Origin of the sequence: Buchnera aphidicola (Melaphis rhois), assembly GCF_005080745.1 — a bacterium.
GTDB lineage: Bacteria > Pseudomonadota > Gammaproteobacteria > Enterobacterales > Enterobacteriaceae > Buchnera_B > Buchnera_B aphidicola_AT.
In genome coordinates this window covers 211,380-232,032 of sequence record NZ_CP033004.1, presented here as the reverse complement: position 1 = coordinate 232,032, position 20,653 = coordinate 211,380, and the positions used below count along the sequence as shown (strand labels likewise).

14 protein-coding genes are annotated in these 20,653 nt (G+C 26.9%); 8 read left to right on the top strand and 6 right to left on the bottom strand.

Annotation, left to right across the window (positions count from 1 at the left end):
• Positions 1 to 56: 56 nt before the first annotated feature.
• From murC to D9V73_RS00975, 7 genes are all read left to right on the top strand, one after another.
• Positions 57 to 1,520, top strand: a complete 1,464-nt coding sequence (murC, locus tag D9V73_RS01005; RefSeq protein WP_158336434.1) for a UDP-N-acetylmuramate--L-alanine ligase — start codon at positions 57 to 59, stop codon at positions 1,518 to 1,520.
• 4 nt (positions 1,521 to 1,524) lie between these two features.
• Complete coding sequence (locus tag D9V73_RS01000) at positions 1,525 to 2,445, top strand: D-alanine--D-alanine ligase (RefSeq protein ID WP_158336433.1); 921 nt, start codon at positions 1,525 to 1,527, stop codon at positions 2,443 to 2,445.
• Between the two features lie 28 nt (positions 2,446 to 2,473).
• Positions 2,474 to 3,205: a cell division protein FtsQ/DivIB gene (locus D9V73_RS00995; protein ID WP_158336432.1), complete on the top strand. Its 732-nt coding sequence runs from the start codon at positions 2,474 to 2,476 to the stop codon at positions 3,203 to 3,205.
• Between the two features lie 24 nt (positions 3,206 to 3,229).
• Positions 3,230 to 4,492, top strand: coding sequence for a cell division protein FtsA (ftsA, locus tag D9V73_RS00990; protein ID WP_158336431.1), 1,263 nt, complete (start codon positions 3,230 to 3,232; stop codon positions 4,490 to 4,492).
• A gap of 29 nt (positions 4,493 to 4,521) precedes the next feature.
• Entirely contained in the window at positions 4,522 to 5,682 is a 1,161-nt protein-coding gene (ftsZ, locus tag D9V73_RS00985; protein ID WP_158336430.1) for a cell division protein FtsZ, read from the top strand.
• 190 nt (positions 5,683 to 5,872) lie between these two features.
• Positions 5,873 to 6,217: an iron-sulfur cluster insertion protein ErpA gene (erpA, locus tag D9V73_RS00980; RefSeq protein ID WP_158336429.1), complete on the top strand. Its 345-nt coding sequence runs from the start codon at positions 5,873 to 5,875 to the stop codon at positions 6,215 to 6,217.
• Between the two features lie 33 nt (positions 6,218 to 6,250).
• Positions 6,251 to 7,009, top strand: a complete 759-nt coding sequence (locus D9V73_RS00975; RefSeq protein WP_158336428.1) for a 5'-methylthioadenosine/adenosylhomocysteine nucleosidase — start codon at positions 6,251 to 6,253, stop codon at positions 7,007 to 7,009.
• A gap of 294 nt (positions 7,010 to 7,303) precedes the next feature.
• On the opposite strand, the gene lpdA is transcribed toward D9V73_RS00975, so the two are convergent.
• The 4 genes from lpdA to D9V73_RS00955 all read right to left on the bottom strand — a co-directional run bounded on the left by lpdA (position 7,304) and on the right by D9V73_RS00955 (position 14,355).
• Positions 7,304 to 8,731, bottom strand: coding sequence for a dihydrolipoyl dehydrogenase (gene lpdA, locus D9V73_RS00970; RefSeq protein WP_158336427.1), 1,428 nt, complete (start codon positions 8,729 to 8,731; stop codon positions 7,304 to 7,306).
• Positions 8,732 to 8,866: 135 nt separating this feature from the next.
• Positions 8,867 to 10,072, bottom strand: a complete 1,206-nt coding sequence (locus D9V73_RS00965; RefSeq protein ID WP_158336426.1) for a 2-oxo acid dehydrogenase subunit E2 — start codon at positions 10,070 to 10,072, stop codon at positions 8,867 to 8,869.
• 8 nt (positions 10,073 to 10,080) lie between these two features.
• The gene (gene aceE, locus D9V73_RS00960) at positions 10,081 to 12,747 is read right to left on the bottom strand and encodes a pyruvate dehydrogenase (acetyl-transferring), homodimeric type (RefSeq protein WP_158336425.1); all 2,667 of its coding nucleotides are present in this window, start codon (positions 12,745 to 12,747) and stop codon (positions 10,081 to 10,083) included.
• A gap of 558 nt (positions 12,748 to 13,305) precedes the next feature.
• A complete protein-coding gene (locus D9V73_RS00955; protein ID WP_158336424.1) occupies positions 13,306 to 14,355 on the bottom strand; it encodes a GMP reductase in 1,050 nt (349 codons plus the stop codon).
• A gap of 138 nt (positions 14,356 to 14,493) precedes the next feature.
• Between D9V73_RS00955 and coaE the strand changes: the two genes are divergently transcribed.
• Positions 14,494 to 15,117 carry a dephospho-CoA kinase gene (coaE, locus tag D9V73_RS00950; protein ID WP_158336423.1) on the top strand — a complete coding sequence of 208 codons (624 nt, stop codon included), beginning with the start codon at positions 14,494 to 14,496 and terminating at the stop codon, positions 15,115 to 15,117.
• Between the two features lie 228 nt (positions 15,118 to 15,345).
• Here coaE and secA read toward each other — a convergent pair whose 3' ends face one another.
• Positions 15,346 to 17,856, bottom strand: a complete 2,511-nt coding sequence (gene secA / locus D9V73_RS00945) for a preprotein translocase subunit SecA (protein WP_158336422.1) — start codon at positions 17,854 to 17,856, stop codon at positions 15,346 to 15,348.
• Positions 17,857 to 18,223: 367 nt separating this feature from the next.
• A complete protein-coding gene (gene mrcB, locus D9V73_RS00940; RefSeq protein WP_158336421.1) occupies positions 18,224 to 20,452 on the bottom strand; it encodes a bifunctional glycosyl transferase/transpeptidase in 2,229 nt (742 codons plus the stop codon).
• Positions 20,453 to 20,653 lie beyond the last annotated feature (201 nt).

Genomic DNA, 20,653 nt, shown 5'->3' with positions numbered 1-20,653 from the left:
TATCATTGAATTTTACTAATCTACAATTATATAACAACTTCATATATTCACTAATTATGAAAACTAAAAAACATGACGACTATCTTAACTTTCTCATAACTAAAATGAACAATGTAAATTACATTCATTTTGTAGGAATTGGTGGCGTAGGAATGAGTAGAATAGCTGAAATTTTGCTAAAACAAGGTTATATAGTCAGCGGATCTGACCTAGTTCATACTTGCATTACAAAAAAGTTAATTAATTTAGGAGTAAAAATATTTTTTAAACACTCAAAAAAAAATGTTAAGAATGCTAACGTTGTAGTAATATCCAGTGCAATCTCGCATTATAATCCTGAAGTAATACAAGCTAAAATTCTAAACATACCTATAATATTAAGAGGAGAAATGCTTGCAGAAATAATACGATATAAATATGGGATAGCATTTTCCGGAACACACGGAAAAACCACTACTTCTGCAATAACTTTTAACATATTCTATAATAGTAATTTAGATCCAACACTTATAAATGGAGGATATATAAAGAACAAAAACAACAAAATTCAATTAGGAAATAGTCCTTATTACATAATAGAAGCAGACGAAAGTGATGCTTCTTTTTTATATTTAAGACCAATTATAATTGTATTAACTAATATTAACAATGACCATTTAGAAAACTATCACGAAAATTTCGATAATATTAAATTAGCTTATATTAAATTTATTAAAAATCTCCCTTTTTATGGAACAGTAATAATATGCATAGATGACAAAAACGCCAGAAGTATTATTTCATCGATAAATTGCAATATTATTACTTATGGATTTAGTCTAGATTCTGATGTACAAATAAGCGAATATAAGCAACAAAAATTTTCTAGTAATTTTACAGTAACAAGGAAAAATAAGCCAACATTACATGTAACTTTAAATATACCAGGTAAACATAATGCTCTTAATGCAACAGCAGCAATAACTGTTGCAACCAAAGAAAACATTAGCGATATTAATATTCTTAAATCATTAAAAAATTTTAGAGGTGTTGAAAGAAGATTCGAATTATGTGGAAAATTTTTAATTAATAACCAATTGGACAAAAATAAAACAATTACTATTATTAAAGACTATGGTCACCATCCAAACGAAATTTCTGCTAGTATCGATACTGCTAGATCTGGATGGCCAAGAAAAAACTTAATAATGGTATTTCAACCTCATAGATACACTCGTACTTATTATTTATTTGATCAATTTATAAATACTTTACTAAAAGTAGATGAACTTTTCATTTTAGAAGTGTATTCAGCTAACGAAAATATAATTTCAGGATCAGATAGTCTAACTTTATATAATGAATTATACAAATATAAAAAAATGTCAATTACTTTGATATACAACTATAATACGATATTTACAACATTGATAAAAAAATTATCAGGAAACGATTTACTGTTAATACAAGGCGCCGGAGACATAAACGTTATAATAGATGATTATATTATCAAAAACCTTAAAAAATTGAATAAGGAATAATTTTATGATTGAAAAAATAGCAGTACTATTTGGTGGTACATCCCAAGAAAGAAATATATCATTATTATCTGGACACAACATATTAAATAATTTACTAAAATCTAAAATAAATGCGTATCCTATAGATACAAAATACTTTCCCATTAATCAGTTACCTAACCAAGGATTTAAAAAGGCATTTATTGCTTTACATGGAAAAGAAGGTGAAAATGGAATTATACAAGGAGTATTAACACACTTAAATATCGCTTATACAGGAAGTAAAATTTTATCATCTGCTATTTCTATTGATAAAATGAAAACAAAATTACTATGGCATAGCATCAATTTACCAATTATTCCTTATTATTTTATAAATATTAAACAATTTAAAACAATGACTGCAATAACACTCATAAATAACGTTTCTGAATTGAAATTACCTCTAATTATTAAACCTAATACTGAAGGATCTAGTATTGGTATATCACTTATTCATTCATATGATTATTTATACAATGCCTGTACAACAGCATTTCGATATGATAATGATATACTTATTGAAAAATTTATATATGGATCAGAATATTCTATTGGCATTTTAGAAGACGAAATTCTTCCTACAATTCGGATATGTCCAAGTAATATTTTTTACAACTACGAATCTAAATATACGTCTAAAGCAACCAAATACTTTTGTCCTAGTGGATTAAGTAATAATAAAGAAATAGAACTAAAAAAAATAATAAGAAAAGCTTGGAATGTTCTTGGTTGTACAGGATGGGGAAGAATTGACTTAATAATGGACAATTCTCAAACATTTTGGTTACTGGAAATAAATACATGTCCTGGTATGACAAAGAACAGCTTAATACCTATAGCTGCTAAATACGCTAAAATATCTTTTCAAAAGTTAGTTCTAAAAATCTTAAAATCAGCTAATTAAAACAAACATAATAAACACATAATACGAAATGAAATGTAAATTAAATAGTAAAAATGTATGGATTATATTAAAATACATAATAATATTATATACAACTATTTTTATAGTAGTAAATAGTTGTATACTTATAAAAATGTCACAACAGTTGTCTAAAAAAAAACTATGCAACTTAATAATTACAGGAACATTTCACAAACTAAATATTACAGAACTTAAACATTTTATTTTATCTCTAAGAAGAACATGTAATTTTTTCTCTCAGTATGATACTTTTATACAACACAAACTAAAAACGTTTCCTTCCATCAAGTCAGTAACAGTGAAAAAAGAATGGCCTGATAAATTACTGATTCATATTGTAGATATTCACCCTATTGCTTATTGGAATAATACATACATACTAGACAAACAAGGAACGCTAATAAATATATTACAAAAATTAACTATCAACAATATTCCATATTTTTATGGACCAAAAAATAGTGAAAAAGAAATTTTACAAAACTACAACATAATAAAAAATATACTAAAAAATAACAACATATTATTAAAATCTATCCTACTAACTCCACAGCATTCATTAAAGTTTCTAACTCAAGAAAATATTGAAATAATTATAGGTAGAATTAGTAATTCTGCACAGCTAAAAAAATTGACGCACATTTGGAACATTTTAAAATATCAAGAAAAGGTAAAAAGAAAAAAAATACAATATATTGATTTAAGATATAAATCAGGTATAGCCATAAAATGGAAATAATATAAGTATAGGCCAAACAAAAACATGATTAAAGAAAGAAATAGAGATTTAATAGTTGGGTTAGATATTGGCACTACTAAAGTAGTTACTTTAGTAGGAGAAATGTTAATAGATGGTATAGTCAACATTATTGGAATTGGTATTTGTCCTTCAAAAGGAATAAACCAAGGCATAATAAACGATTTAAAATCGATTATAAAATGCGTAAAAAATTCTATTAATCAAGCTGAAAACATGGCTGACTGCCAAATATCTTCTGTATATTTAGCACTATCTAATAAATATATAACTTGTCAAAATGAAATAGGAATGGTACCTATATATAATGACGAAGTTACAAAAAACGATATAGATAATGTAATACATACAGCAAAATGCGTACGAATAAAAGATAAACATCACATCTTGCACATCATACCACAAGAATATTACATTGATGAACACTCTGGTATAAATAATCCTATTGGACTATCTGGTAAAAGAATAAAAGCAAAAGTCCATTTGATTACATGTAATTCTGAAATGAAAAAAAATATAATTAAAGCAATAGAAGCATGTGGTTTAAAAGTTAATCATATTATTTTTTCTGGATTAGCTTCTAGTAAAGCAGTACTAACCAAAGATGAATGTCAATTAGGTGTATGCATGGCAGATATTGGAAGCGGAACAATAGATATTACTATATACACTAACGGTATATTACAATATAGCTGTGTTATTCCATACGCTGGAAATACTGTAACAAATGATATATCTTATGCGTTTAATATTCCTTTCGTGCAAGCTGAAACAATAAAAATTCAATACGGATATGCCGAAGCTTGTTCTTCATCAGAACTATGTGAACAAATTCAAATAACTAATGATAACAATAAACATATCAAAACATTCAAACAAAGTACGCTAATAGAAGTAATTGAGCCAAGATACACTGAATTATTACATTTAATAAATACCAAAATTTTAAATATACAAGAAAAACTCAAAAAATTAAATCACTCTTATCAATTTAGATCAGGAATAGTTTTTACTGGGGGTGCTGCACAAATTAAATCGCTCAAAAGCAGTGCTAAAAAAATTTTTAATATGCCTATAAGAATAGGAATACCAACTAAAATTAGCAGCTTAGTAAATCATGATATTTCAAAATCTAACTATTCTACTGCAATAGGTTTGCTATACTATGGGAAAGAACATTTCCAACATTATCAAAAACATAATGAAACTAAAAATATTTTTAAAAAATGGTTTCAGTATATTAGTCACTGGATAAAAAAAGAACTATAATCATATCAAAAAACAATGGACATAAATATATGTTTGAACCTGTAGAAAAAAATAATGATGCAATCATCAAAGTAGTTGGAGTAGGAGGAGGTGGAGGTAATGCAGTAGAACATATGGTTCGAGAACACATTGAAGGAGTAGAATTTTTTGCTATTAATACAGATACGCAAGCATTACGAAAAATAGAAGTTGGAAAAACAATACAAATTGGAAGTCATATTACAAAAGGGTTAGGAGCTGGAGCTGATCCAAAAATTGGTCGAAATGCAGCTGAAGAAGACAGAGACAACTTAAAATCAATCTTAGAAGGTTCAGATATGGTTTTTATAGCATCTGGTATGGGGGGGGGAACCGGTACAGGTGCAGCTCCGGTAATTGCAGAAATTACCAAAGAATTAGGAATTCTAACAGTGGCTGTAGTAACTAAACCTTTTAATTTTGAAGGTAAAAAAAGAACAACTTATGCAGAACAAGGTATAATAGAACTATCAAAATTCGTGGATTCACTCATTATTATTCCAAACGACAAATTATTAACAGTACTAAATAAAGGTATATCTTTGCTAGATGCTTTTAGCTCAGCTAATGATATTTTAAAAGGGGCAGTACAAGGAATAGCAGAACTTATAACTAAACCTGGTTTAATTAACGTAGATTTTGCTGATATACGTACTGTAATGTCTGAAATGGGATATGCTATGATGGGTACCGGAATTTCTTCTGGCGAAAATAGAGCAAAAGAAGCAGCTGAAATTGCTATATCTAGTCCACTTCTGGAAGATATTAATTTATCTGGTGCACAAGGAATATTAATAAACATTGCTTCCGGTCTCAATATGAAATTAGACGAATTCGAAACTGTAGGTAATATTATCCGATCTTTTTCTTCAGATAATACTACTGTAGTAATTGGAACATCTTTAGACACAGAAATGAACGATACTATCCGTGTAACAGTAGTAGCAACAGGAATTAGAACAGAAAAAGCGTCTACAGACCTAAATTTTTCACAAAATACATACTCACGTAAAGAACTATTCAACTTCAAGATGATGGAACATAAACTTCAAAATACACATGATAATATCCAAAATATAAATAAACAAAACAAAAAAAATAAAACATTATTGAATAAGAACGATATTAATTACTTAGATATTCCTGCTTTTTTAAGAAAAAGATCTAAATAAAAATCTTTGTTTTTTAAACTATGATATAACAAGAAAATAAATTAGATCAACAGAAACGTATTTAAGAATACTTATACATAATTTAAATAGTCTATATTACATACAAAATAAATGCTATTTGTTTTTAAATATCAAAAATTAGTTCAAAATACAATTAAAACGCACAATATTTCAAATTGGAGTACACTTTATGATATACAAAAAAAAATTACCTTTATCTTTCTCTGATTCAGCTATCAAAAAGATTCATCTTATTACTAAAGAAAAAAATATATCTCATCTTAAACTCAGAATTTACATTACTGGGGGAGGATGCAGCGGTTTTCAATATAATTTTAAGTTCGATACACAAAAATATCACGATGACATAATTATCACTCAATTTGGAGTATCTCTTGTGGTTGATCCTATTAGTTTGCAATATTTATCAGGCGGGAAAATAGATTATCAAGAAAATTTAAACGGATCAAAGTTCACTATATTTAATCCGAAAGCGAAAACTACTTGCAGTTGCGGAGCTTCATTTAGTACTTAACAAATAACAATAACTCATTAAATACCTTTTAATATGAAAAATATACTACTTAAAAAAAACGTCACAATTGGAATTATCGGTGCTTTAGATAAAGAAATTGCATCTTTACGAAATTACATCCAACCTTTAAAACGAACCAAGGTATATAATAAAACATTATATATAGGAAAATTATACAATATAAATATCATACTAATTAAATCAGGAATTGGGAAAGTAGCTTCTAGCGTAGCGTGTACTATATTATTAAATTTGTGTAAATTAGATTTAATAATTAATATCGGCACTGCCGGGAGTTTAAATATGGAATTAATACCAGGAAATATAGTTCTTCCTAACAGCACATGCTATCACGACGTAGATCTTACAGTATTTGGTTATAGTTTAGGGCAAATACAAAATTTTCCTAAATTATTTTTAGTAAATAATTTTATGATGAGATTAGCTGAAACATGTATAATAAAATCTAAAATTAAATATAAAACAGATCTTATAATAAGTGGAGATTCATTTATTAGTAAAATAGAATCTCGAAAGATTTTAAAAAAAAATTTTCCTACAGCAATCGCTGTAGATATGGAATCAACAGCAATTGCTCAAGTATGCTACCAATTTAAGAAACCTTTTTTAATTATTAAATCCATATCTGACAGTTCAGACAATTACGCTGTATCAAAGTTTGAACAGTTTGTCACCTTAGCATCAAAACAATTTTCAAAAATTATTCGAGATTTATTATACAATTTGTATACAAGAAACATACCTAAAATACATCAAAATTATTTTAAATAATATTTAAATATGAAACTAATAAAACAAGTTATTTCTTAAATTATTTAAATAAAATTAGCGTATTATTTGAACTATTTTAAATACTATAATGTTAATTATAAATAAATTTAAATTCTTTTTGTAGAAATTAAGAATAACTACATTAAAATTAAATGACGTTAATATATAAATAGTTCTAAAAAAATAAAATATAAATATATGCCTATTTATATCCTCATTTTCAGTAAATATTATACAAAATAATATTTTATTTTTAAAATTTAACAATTTTTATTATTAGTTTCAAAGTTAATATTATTTTACCTTTACATTGATCAAATCAGTAATCGTGCCTTGAAACATTTGTGCTGATAAATTTATAGATTCATATAAAGTGGGATGTGCATGTATAGTTAACGCAATATCTTCTACATCACAACCCATTTCAATAGCTAACCCAATTTCTCCTAATAGTTCACCAGCATTACTACCCACTACAGATCCACCTATAACTTTTCTTGTTTTTACATCAAAAATTAATTTTGTCATTCCATTAGAATAATTAGAAGCAACAGCTCGTCCCAAAGCACTCCATGGAAAAACTACACTTTCATATTCTATATTATTTTCAATAGCCGTTTTTTCTGTAACTCCTACCCAAGCCACTTCTGGATCAGTATAAAGTACACACGGAATGACATAAGGATCAAAATAATGATTTTTACCTGAAATGATTTCAGCTACTATATGTCCTTGATGAATTCCTTTATGTGCCAACATTGGTTGGCCAACAATATCACCAATAGCATATATATTAGATATATTTGTACATAATTTATCATTTACTTCAATAAATCCATGATTATTCACATGCAAACCTATTTTATCAATACCTAACGAAGTTAAATTAGGTACTCTTCCTACTGATACTAAGATAGCGTCATATAACTTAGTTTCTTGAATATCATTATTATTATCTATACTTCTTGAAACTAAGAGACCTTGTTTATTCGATATAATTTTGCTAATTTCAGAGTTTAAAAAAATGTTAAAATCACGACTAACTGCATTATAAAACATTTTTACTATATCTCGATCTAAGTGAGATAATAAATTGCTAGAACTATCTACGACATCTACTTTCGAACCTAACGAACTATAAATAGTAGCTATTTCTAAACCGATAATTCCTGACCCGATAATTAATAGATTTTTCGGTATAATAGGAATAGATAATGCAGAAGTAGAATCCCATATTCTAGAATCATTTGAAGGAACATATGATAATTTTCTAGGTGAAGAACCTACTGCCAAAACTATATTGTCAAAAGCAATAATAATATCTTCTGTTTTACCCTTAATGAAAATACTATTTCGATTTAAAAATTTAGCAGATCCAAAAATAACGTTTATATTGCGTTTATCAGCCATTTTTTTTATGCCAAAATTAAAATTATTAATAACTTTATTTTTCCACGTACATATTTTATGTATATCAATAACAGGATTTAAAAATTCTACACCAACGTCAGCTAAACTTTTTGCTTCTCTTATAACTTTAGCTATATGTAATAAAGATTTGGATGGAATACAACCAACGTTAAGACATACTCCACCTAAACAACTATACTTTTCTACTAAAATAGTATCTAATCCTAAATCCGCACATCGAAACGCAGATGAATATCCTGAAGGTCCAGATCCAACAACAACTACTTGAGTGTGTATCGTTTTACATGACATATTTTTACCTATTTCATAAAATTATAGTATATAACTTAACTATAATAAAATATTTCGAATTTACCGTAATTAATAAAGCCACTAAATATCAAATTTTGCATAACCAATGTGAAATACCATTTTATAAAACGAGATTTAAATCATTAATAATCTGATATCCGATAATAATTTACTAATAAAAGAAATAAATCTAACAGCTTCTACTCCATCAATAACACGATGATCATAAGATAATGATAAAGGTAACACTAGACGAGGTATAAACTCTTTCCCATTCCAACATGGTTTTATCATAGCTTTAGACATACCAAGAATAGCTACTTCTGGATAATTTATAATTGGAGTAAACCCTGTTCCACCAATTCCACCTAAATTAGAAATTGTAAAACTTCCACCTGTCATATTCGATATATTTAACGTACCTAATTTAGCTTTATTTGATAATGACCGTAATTCTATAGATAAATCTACTATCTTTTTTTTATTAACATTATTAATTACAGGAACTAATAATCCTTGTTTAGTATCTACCGCAATTCCTATATTAATATACTTGTTTAGTATCAACTTTTTTTTAGTATCAGTACACAAAATACTATTAAATTTCGGAAACACTTTTAATGATTTAGCCACAACTTTTATTGCAAAAACTAATATAGTTAGCTTTAAATGAACATTTTGAGTATTTAATTTAGAATTATATTCTCTTCGAAATTTATCTAATTCTGTAATATCTGACTCATCAAACTGCGTTACATGAGGAACAGTAGACCAGCTTTGAAATAAATGTTGACCGGAAACTTGTTGTACGTTAGTCAAATATAACTCATTAATATCTTTAGATTTATTAGAATCACTTAAAATAGAATCATCTGTGCTTAGATCGTTAATACTATCATTTTCTTCTTTAACATGTTTCTTCTGTAAATATGGCATAATATCTTCTTTAATAATTCGACCTTTTCTCCCACTACCTGTTACTTTACTTAAATTAATATTTAATTTTCTAGCTAATCTTCGAATAATAGGAGTAGCATGAATTAATTTTTCTTTTACAAACTCTACTTTATCTGAAGACCCATATTGACTGAGATCTAATTCATCATTTTCTAATGATTCAAGTAAAACAATTAATGAACCAGTATTTACTTGTTGCCCAACTTTTACTAAAACAGATTTTACAATACCAGAACTCGTAGACGGTATTTCCATCGATATTTTTTGTCCTTCAACAGTTACTAAAGATTCATCTTTTTGTACTGTATCTCCTATTTTCACTAAGATCTCAATAATTTCGACTGCATCTGCACCAATATCAGGCATTTTAACTTCAATATCCATTTTATCTCCTATGCTAATCTCGGATTAATTTTACTAATGTCAATATCAAATTGATCCATTGCATCAGTAATGATAGTTTTGTCAAAATTATTAAATTTAGATAATTCTACTAGAGCTGAAATAACTATATAAAATTCATTAATCTCAAAATAATTTCTTAAATTCTTTCTACTATCAGAACGTCCAAATCCATCTGTTCCTAATACACGGTAACTTATTGAAGGTATATAAGCTCTAACCTGTTCAGCAAACAATTTCATATAATCAGTTACAGCAATAGCTGGAGAATTATTCATTATCGTAGAAATATAAGGAATTTTTTTATCCTTACTAGTTGGATGTAATAAATTCCATCGTTCGCAATCTTGTCCATTTCTAGCTAATTCTGTAAAAGACGTTACGCTATAAATATCTGAACTAATATTATATTTGTTTAATAATATCGAGGCAGCTCGGAAAACACATTGTAAAATGGAACCAGATCCTAATAATTGAATTTTTACTTCTGTTTTACCAACATTTTTTAATTTATATATACCTTTACGAATACCTTCTTCTGATCCAATAGGTATAGAAGGCATTATATAATTTTCATTATAGGTAGTAATATAATAATAAATATTTTCCTGGACTTCACCGTACATTCTGTTTAATCCATGATGAATAATAACTGCGAGTTCATATGAATACGCGGGATTATACGATATACAATTTGGAATAGTTAACGCTTGAATATGACTATGACCATCCCCGTGCTGTAATCCTTCTCCATTTAATGTTGTTTTCCCAGAAGTCCCTCCTATTAAAAAACCTCTAGCTTGCTGATCACCTGCTGCCCAGCATATATCGCCTATTCTTTGAAATCCAAATATAGAGTAATAAATATAAAAAGGAATCATAGGAAAATTATTAGTACTATACGAAGTAGCCGCAGCTAACCAAGATGCAAAAGCTCCAAGTTCACTGATTCCTTCTTGTAAAATTTGACCATTTTTATCTTCTTTGTAATATGCAAGTTGTTCTTGATCTTGAGGAGTATATTTCTGTCCGTTAACACTATAAATTCCTATTTTTCGAAATAATCCTTCCATTCCAAATGTACGTGCTTCATCTGCAACAATAGGAACTATTCTTTCTTTGATATAAGTATCTCTTAAAATAATATTTAATATACGTACAAAAGCTATAGTCGTAGACATTTCTTTTTTTTGTTCTATTAGAAGTATTTTGAAATCATTTAATTTCGGAAGTTTAAGCTTTTCAGTAAAATGAGAAAGACGAAAAGGAAGATATCCTCCTAAACTTTTTCTTTTATGATGAAGATATTTATACTCTCGACTATTAATTTTAAAAGAAACATAAGGTAAAGAATCGATTTCTTCGTCTTTTATTGGAATATTAAATCTGTCACGAATATCGCGTATTCCTTGTATGTTAATTTTTTTTAGTTGATGAGCAATATTTTTTCCTTCAGCAATGTTACCTAATCCGTGACCTTTTATTGTATGCATCAATATTATTACAGGCTTATCTAAAATAGAATTAGCTCTTCTCAAAGCAGCATAAATCTTTTTAAAATCGTGTCCACCCCTATTCAAATTCCAAATTTGTTCATCTGTCATATTTTTTACTAAATCCGTTGTTTCTTTATACTTTCCAAAAAAATACTTTCTTATATAAGCTCCATTTTTAGATTTAAATGTTTGATAATCGCCATCTACAGTTTCATTCATTAGTTTAACTAATCGTCCAGTTATATCTTTTTCTAATAATTTATCCCATTTACTTCCCCATACAACCTTAATAACCTCCCAACCTGCTCCTTTAAAAACACTTTCTAATTCATCTATAATTTTCCCATTTCCCATAACAGGACCATCTAGTCGCTGCAAGTTACAATTTACAATAAAAATTAAGTTATCTAACTTTTCACGAAAAGCAATGGAAATGGCTCCTTTAGATTCTGGTTCATCCATTTCTCCATCTCCTAAAAAAGCATATACTTTTTGACTAGATGTATTTTTTAAATTTCTATTTTGCAAATATTTTAAAAACTTAGCTTGATAAATAGCGCATAACGGACCTAATCCCATAGATACTGTAGGAAACTGCCAAAAATTAGGCATACATTTTGGATGCGGATAAGAAGGCAGGCCATTTCCATATACTTCTTGTCTAAAGTTATCTAATTGTTCTTGACTTAATCTCCCCTCAACAAATGCACGAGCATAAATTCCTGGAGATATATGTCCTTGAAAATATACTAAATCGCCACCATCTTTTTTATTATATGCACGAAAAAAATGATTAAAGCAAACTTCATAAATTGCAGCTGCTGATTGAAAAGAAGATAAATGACCACCTAAATCTAAATTCTTTCTAGATGCACGAAGTACAATCATAATTGCATTCCATCTTATTATAGAACATATCTTATATTCTAAAGATAAATCACCTGGATATGCAGACTCTTCTAAGACAGATATAGTATTAACGTAATCACTAACTATTTTTTTTTCTAAAAACTTTATATTTTCTTTTTTTAATCTCTTAATGATAGAATAGGTAATAAATTTTGCTCGTTCGATACCTTCTTCGCGAATCACTGATTCAATTCCCTTTATCCAATCATCTGTCTCAATAGGATCAATATCATTAAGTAAAAACTCTGTCATATATAAATCCTTCATAAATTATAAAAATCAGTTAATTTACTAATTTATTTTATAACGGTATTAAAAATATAATATCAATACATTTCAAAAAATTATAAAATAAAAACTAAAACAATAAGTAATTTTACATAATTAACGCGTTAATAACTTTATTAATATAAGTTAATTTAACACTCGTCTATTAAACTAATATAGCTTTATAAAACCAAATAAAATATTAAAGATACATTATTTTATTGACTATTTTAAAATAGTAACAATATATACGTTATAAAAACTTAATTATTGCAAAATTGAATGTTAACATTGTATTAATAATGTTGTATTACGATAGTAAAATTATAACCCAACATTAATTTTAGAATTATTATTAATTGATTTAACATATTATTAGCTAAAATATAAATTTACTGAATAATATAAATACTATAAATACAGTATGTTAAATATTATTTTCAAAGAAAACATAAATTAAATATTAACAATAAATACATTTCAAAACAGTTTTATACATATAGATCATCTAACATTCTCATATCTTCATTAAAATAATACATACTACGCTTCTTGATTATTAAAGGTCTTATTTTCTTGTTCAGAAACTTTAATAAATGTCGTACGTTTTGTTAGTTCTTTTAAACTTGATGCACCTACATAGGTACATGTCGAACGAAGACCTCCTAAAATATCACGCATAGTTTTATCAACTGAACCACGAAATAATAATTTTACTGATTTACCTTCGACAGCTTTATATCCAGCTACGCCTCCAACATATCGATCCATTGCAGATTTAGAGCTCATACCATAAAACATCATATATTTTTTTTTATTTTCTTCAAAAATTAATCCTTCGCATTCATGGTGTCCAGCTAACATTCCACCCAACATAACAAAATCTGCTCCACCTCCAAATGCTTTTGCTATATCTCCTGAAACAATACAGCCTCCATCACTTATAATTTGTCCTCCTAATCCATGAGCTGCATCCGAACATTCAATAACAGCAGATAATTGCGGATAACCTATAGCTGTTTTAATACGTGTAGTGCATACAGATCCAGGACCTATACCTACTTTTACTATGTCAGCACCAGACAAAATTAATTCTTCTACCATTTCTCCAGTAACTACATTACCTGCACAAATAATTTTTTCTGGAAAACTATCTCGTATTCTTTTCAAAAAAGAAACAAATTGTTCAGTATAGCCATTAGCTACATCTATACAAATATATTGTAATTTAGAAGATAGAGAAAAAATTTTTTTTAATTTTGTCAAATCTTCTTCTAACATTCCAGTAGAAACAATAACGTAATCTAATACAGTATCAGGAACACTGTGGACAAAATCTTTCCAATACGTATATGAATAATATTTATGCACAGCTGTCAATACATGAAACGATGATAAAACTTGAACCATTCTAAAAGTACCTATGGTATCCATATTAGCAGCAATAAGAGGAATACCTGTCCATACTCTACCAGAATTTCTAAAAGAAAAATTACGAGTGAGATCAACTTGAGATCGACTTTTTAATATAGAACGCTTTGGTCGAATAAGAACATCTTTAAATCCTAACTTAACATCTTCTTCAATACGCATAAATCAATAATCTCTAATGTTAAATAAAATAATATTTCTTGTTTTAAAAAAATAGTTTACAATTTATTTTAATATCACATAATGCAATATATTTATAAAATTTTTAATTAATTAAATATAATTTTACACTTACATTCTATGACTTATATTGTAGCTCTTATTGGAGGGATTGGTAGCGGTAAAACTACCATATCTAATTTATTTAAAAATATTGGTATAACAATTATTGATGCTGATGTAATTACAAGAAACATCTTGAAATATGACCAAATCATAATAAATACGATTATAAAGAGATTTGGAACAAAATTTTTAAATACAGATCAATCAATAAATCGAAAATATCTAAGAAATTATATATTTTCTTACAAGACAGAAAAATTATGGTTAGAAAAACTATTACACCCCATAATAATAAATAAAATGAAAATAAAATTAAACACTGTACTATCCCCATGGTGTTTGTGGGTAGTTCCTTTATTAATAGAAATGAAACTACATAAATATGCTAATAGAATATTATTAGTCGACATACCCATACAGAAGCAAGTCGAAAGAACTATAAAAAGAGATAAAATTAACGCAATACAAGCTAAACTAATTATTTCTTCTCAAGTTACTCGATTAGAACGTCTTTTAATTGCTCATGACATTATAAATAACACTAGAAATATAAGTTTTTTAAAAAAAAATGTCACAATGTTAAATAAATATTATATGAAACTATCTAAATCGTTTCGTCTCAAAAATAAAAAAACTTAAATAAAATAAAGATCAAAAATTTATATAATACAATAATACTATTTACATAACTAATTATCAGTACTTAAACATATTTTAATATCTATAATTATTTTTATAACTAATATATTAATAACTTTCTATCTAAAATGAAGCATATAATGATCTACTCACACTAAGACTACTTTACAAATAATTAATATAAAATACTTAAAAAAAATATAAATGTTTTTACATTCACACTTAGTCTTAGTTTTTTTTAGAAAAAAAATTAATTTTAAATAAAATAGAAATAACTTCATACTTTAGTAGTTTTAACATATTTGAAAACATAATAAAGGACTCTCTTTTATATTCTTGTTTAGGATTTTTCTGTGCATATCCTCTTAAATGAATACCTTGACGTAAATACTCCATATTTGATAAATGTTCTTTCCAAAATTCATCTAAAGTTTCAATCATAACTGACTTTTCAAGCTGTTTCATATTATCTAATCCAATAATGTTCTTTTTTCTTATATAATTTGTATTAGCAAATCGTAAAATTTTTTTCGTTAATTCTTTTTCATACAAAGTATTATCATTATCTAACCATTTAATAATTGAACATACTAATCCGAAATCATTATATAAACATAACTCTAATTCAAAAACTTTCCATGTTTCCTTTAATGAATTTTTTTTTATATGTTTGTCAATAACATTAACGAATACATCACAAGACATTTTATATATAATGTGACTAATATCTTCAGAATCAATTATATAGTTCCTTTGATGATAAATGACGCGACGTTGTTCATTTGAAACATCGTCGTATTCTAATAATTGCTTACGAATGTCAAAATTACGATTTTCTACTTTTCTTTGAGCATTAGAAATTGCTTTAGTTACAAAAGAGTGAGTAATAGCCTCACCTTGTTTCATTCCTAAAGCTTTCATAATTCCAATAATTCTATCAGAAGAAAAAATACGCATTAAAGAATCTTCCATTGATAAATAAAACCTAGAAGACCCGATATCACCTTGACGTCCTGATCTTCCCCTTAATTGATTATCAATTCTTCTTGATTCGTGTCTTTCTGTACCTATAACGTGTAATCCACCAGATTTCAAAACAAGATCATGATTCTTCTTCCATTCACTTTTAAGATCTTGTATTTTTTTTATATTCAATTGTTTTGCATGAATTAAATTAAATTCTAAACTACCTCCTAATACTATATCCGTTCCACGCCCTGCCATATTAGTAGCTATAGTAACTGCTCTTAACTTTCCTGCTTGAGCAATAATTTCAGCTTCTCTAGAATGAAAATTTGCATTCAAAACATTATGTTTAATACCTAATTTTACTAAACGATTAGAAATTAATTCGGATTTTTCAATAGATATTGTTCCTACTAACACTGGTTGATTTCGTTTAAGACAATTTTGAATATCTTTGATAATTGCATCTATTTTTTCTGATTCTGTCATATATACTAAGTCAGGCATATCATTACGTATCATAGGACGATTAGTCGGTATAACAATTGTATCTAAGTTATAAATAGCGCTCAATTCAAAAGCTTCTGTAGCAGCAGTTCCAGTCATTCCCGATAATTTATCATACAATCGAAAATAATTTTGGAAAGTAATCGATGCTAATGTTTGACTTTCACATTTTATTTGTACTTGTTCTTTAGCTTCTATAGCTTGATGCAAACCATCTGACCATCTTTTTCCTTCCATAATTCGACCAGTATGCTCATCAACGATGACTACATTTTTATTCTTAATAATATAATCTACATTTTTGAAAAATAAATTATGAGCTCGTAAAGATGATATAACACAATGCATTAACATAATATTCTGAGGTGAATACAATGATTCTTCGTTCTTTATTAATTTTTCTTTTACTAACCATTTTTCAATTGCTATTAATCCTCTCTCAGTTAAACTAACTTGACGATTTTTTTCATCAATTAAAAAGTGACCTATTCCAACAAATGTATCTGAATCTTCTTTCTCTTGAGATATTAACTGTGAAGTAAGTTTATTAATTTTAAAATATAACTCTGAACTATCTTCTGAAATCCCAGAAATTATTAATGGTGTACGTGATTCATCTATCAAAATCGAATCTACTTCATCAACTAATGCAAAATTTAAACCTCTCTGTACTCTATCTTCCTTATAAAACGCCATATTGTCTTTTAAATAATCAAATCCATATTCATTATTAGTACCATATGTTATGTCAGAAAAATAAGCTTTTCTTTTTAACTCCGGAGAAGTGCCTGAAATATTCACACCAACAGTCAAACCAAGAAAATTAAATAAGACTTCATTACTTTTAGCATCTCTTTCGGCAAGATAATCATTCATAGTTACAACATGAACACCTTTTCCTTCTAAAGCGTTCAAATATACCGGTAATGTTGAAGTTAAAGTTTTTCCTTCACCTGTTCTCATTTCCGCTACACATCTATGATGTAATACAATACCTCCTAGCAATTGAACATCAAAATGGCGCATTCCAAATACTCTTTTACTAGCTTCTCTTACTATTGCAAACGATTCTGGTAACAAACTATTTAATTCACAACCTCTTTTTAAACAAGCTCGAAAAAAGTTGGTCTTATTTCTCAATTCTTTGTCTGATAATTTTTCAAATTTACTTTCTAATCTATTAATATTGACTATTATTTTTCGAATTTGTTCTAATATCCGATCATTACGATTACTAAATAATTTACTAAAAAATTTAATTATCATATTTTTATACTCATATTTTAATAGAATATTAAAACACTATATTTTATATAAAATTTATTTAAAATTATATAGAAGTAGAAATACAATACTACAAAACAATTATTTCTATTTATTATGAAACAATTAAACTCATTTAATAAATTAACGCTCTATTTAAATTTAAAAAAGTAATTTAAATATGCTACAAACACATTACCAAACTTCATTAAATAATACTTAACAAGACAACTTTAATTGTGCTAATCATTAAATATGCTACTGCATAAAAATAATTAACATCATTTAATGTAATTACACACGATCAATTAATATTATCTGTTAAAAAGATAATTAAAAAATATTACTAATAAAATATAAAGTATTTTTATTAATTACAAGAAATAGATCCATTTTTATTCCATATTGGTAAATCGCGATAGAATTTATCACGAACATTGATATCACACACTATATCTCCCTTAAAATTAACATGTAATATATTTATTTCTGCAGGAGGAACAAGAATCAATGGTTTAGGTTTATAAAACTTTAAATAATGACGATATACCTGCATTGCACCAGAAGATCCATACAAATTAGTAGATTTATTATTATCCCTTCCCACCCAAACTATTACTACTTGTTTTCCATCAATTCCTATAAACCAACTGTCCACTAAATTATTTGTCGTTCCTGTTTTTCCTGCTAAAAAATAATCTTTAAATAACAATCCTAATTGTTGAGCTGTACCATTTTTAACTACTGATTGCATAGCATATAATGTTAAGTAAGACGATTGAGCCGATGCTACTTTTTCAGATTGAGGAAAACTATTATATAATACAGTTCCATTTTCTGATATTATCGATCGAATAGAAGATAAATTTGATCTATTACCTCCACTAGCTATAACCTGAAAAACTTTTGCTACTTCTATAGGAGTCAAATTAATTGATCCTAAAGACATAGCTGGTATTGCAAAAACTTGATTACAATTTAAACCTAATCTAATCCAAGTTTTTACTAATTGATCTAATCCTAATTGCATACCTAAATTAACTGTAGGAATATTAATTGAATATGTTAGAGCATCGATTAACATTACTTTTCTCATAAATTTAAAATTATTATTTTTAGGCTTCCACAAAGTTCCATTTTGCAATTTTATAGAAATAGGTTCATCTAAAATCCAGGTATTTAAATTAAATTTATCTGGTTTAGATAAAGCAGTTAAATATGTTATCGGTTTAGATAATGATCCGATTGAGCGACGCGCTTGAATAGCGCGATTATATCCTAAAATTTTAGAATGAGCACTTCCTAATACACCTTGAATTTCTCCATTAAACTTATCAACAATAACTATTGCTGTCTCTAAATCGCTAAGATTTTCTTTCTTATTTAACAAAGGTATAACATATTCTACCGCACGTTCTGCAGAAGTCTGCGATACTAAATCTAGTGTAGTAAAAATTTTTGTTCCTGATAAGCATTTAAATTTATTACCCAGTTTTTCTTTTAGTTCATTTTTAATAATTTGAATAAACGACGATTGAGGTGAAATAATTTTTCCACGAGGTTGGATTTTTACAGGTTTTTCTATAAGAGAGCTATATAAATTTTTATTAATAACATTTTGCTGTAATAACATATGTAATACTACATTACGTCTATTAAATACTATTTTAGGATTTTTCCAAGGATTATATAAAGAAGCTCCTTTCATCATACCTACTAATACAGCATATTGATCGAGACGTAATTCATTTATAGGACAACCGAAATAATATAAACTAGCTAGAGGAAAACCACGAATTTGTTTATTACCATCTTGTCCTAAATATACTTCATTCAAATATAATTCTAAGATTCGATCTTTACTATATTTCCAATCCATAATTAACGCCATATATATTTCGTTAATCTTTCTCAATAACGATCGAGTATTAGTTAAAAACAGATTTTTTACTAACTGTTGAGTAAGAGTACTCCCACCTTGTATAGCTCCACCAGATTCCATATTAACCAAAAAAGCTCGAATAATAGAATAAATATTTATTCCATCATGTCGATAAAAATATCGATCTTCTGTAGTTAATAATATATCAATTAACATTTTAGGATAATATTTCCTAGATAAAAATAATCTTTGCTCTCCGTTAGGAGGATCTAACATGGTAATTAATTGAGGATCTAAACGAAATACTCCGAAATTATGATTATTAGACAAATTTTTAATTTTTATTAGTACATTATTGTCAAAATATAATTTAACATGAATTTTTTCTTCTCTTCCATCAGGAAAATTAAAAGCCCGTCTTATCAATACAATAGTTTTTTTATTTACAAGAAATTCTCCAGATTGTTTTAAAATGGATACACGTCTATATCTAATACCTTTTAATATGGAAATCATTTCTCGTTTAGAATAACAGCTTCCGGGTTCTAAAGTGATTATTCGACTATATACTGATATAGGCAAGTCCCAAACTTTTCCATTTATAAAAAAACTAATTTTAATATATAAAAAACATCCATATAATATTACTAAGAAAAAGAGAAAAAAAAACATTTTTACAAAAAGAGCCATATTACATCTTACATTAATGCTATACATCATTTATGACCTTTACATACAACACAAAATACTTGTTAGTATAATATGATTATATAAAATAAATTGTAATAAAGTTATTAAAATTAATAAAATAACATAATATACAAACCAAATATCTCTGAAATATTAAACGAAACAATGTATTTTATTTAATATAAAGTATACATAGAAAATAGTTAAAATTAATACACGTATAGATGC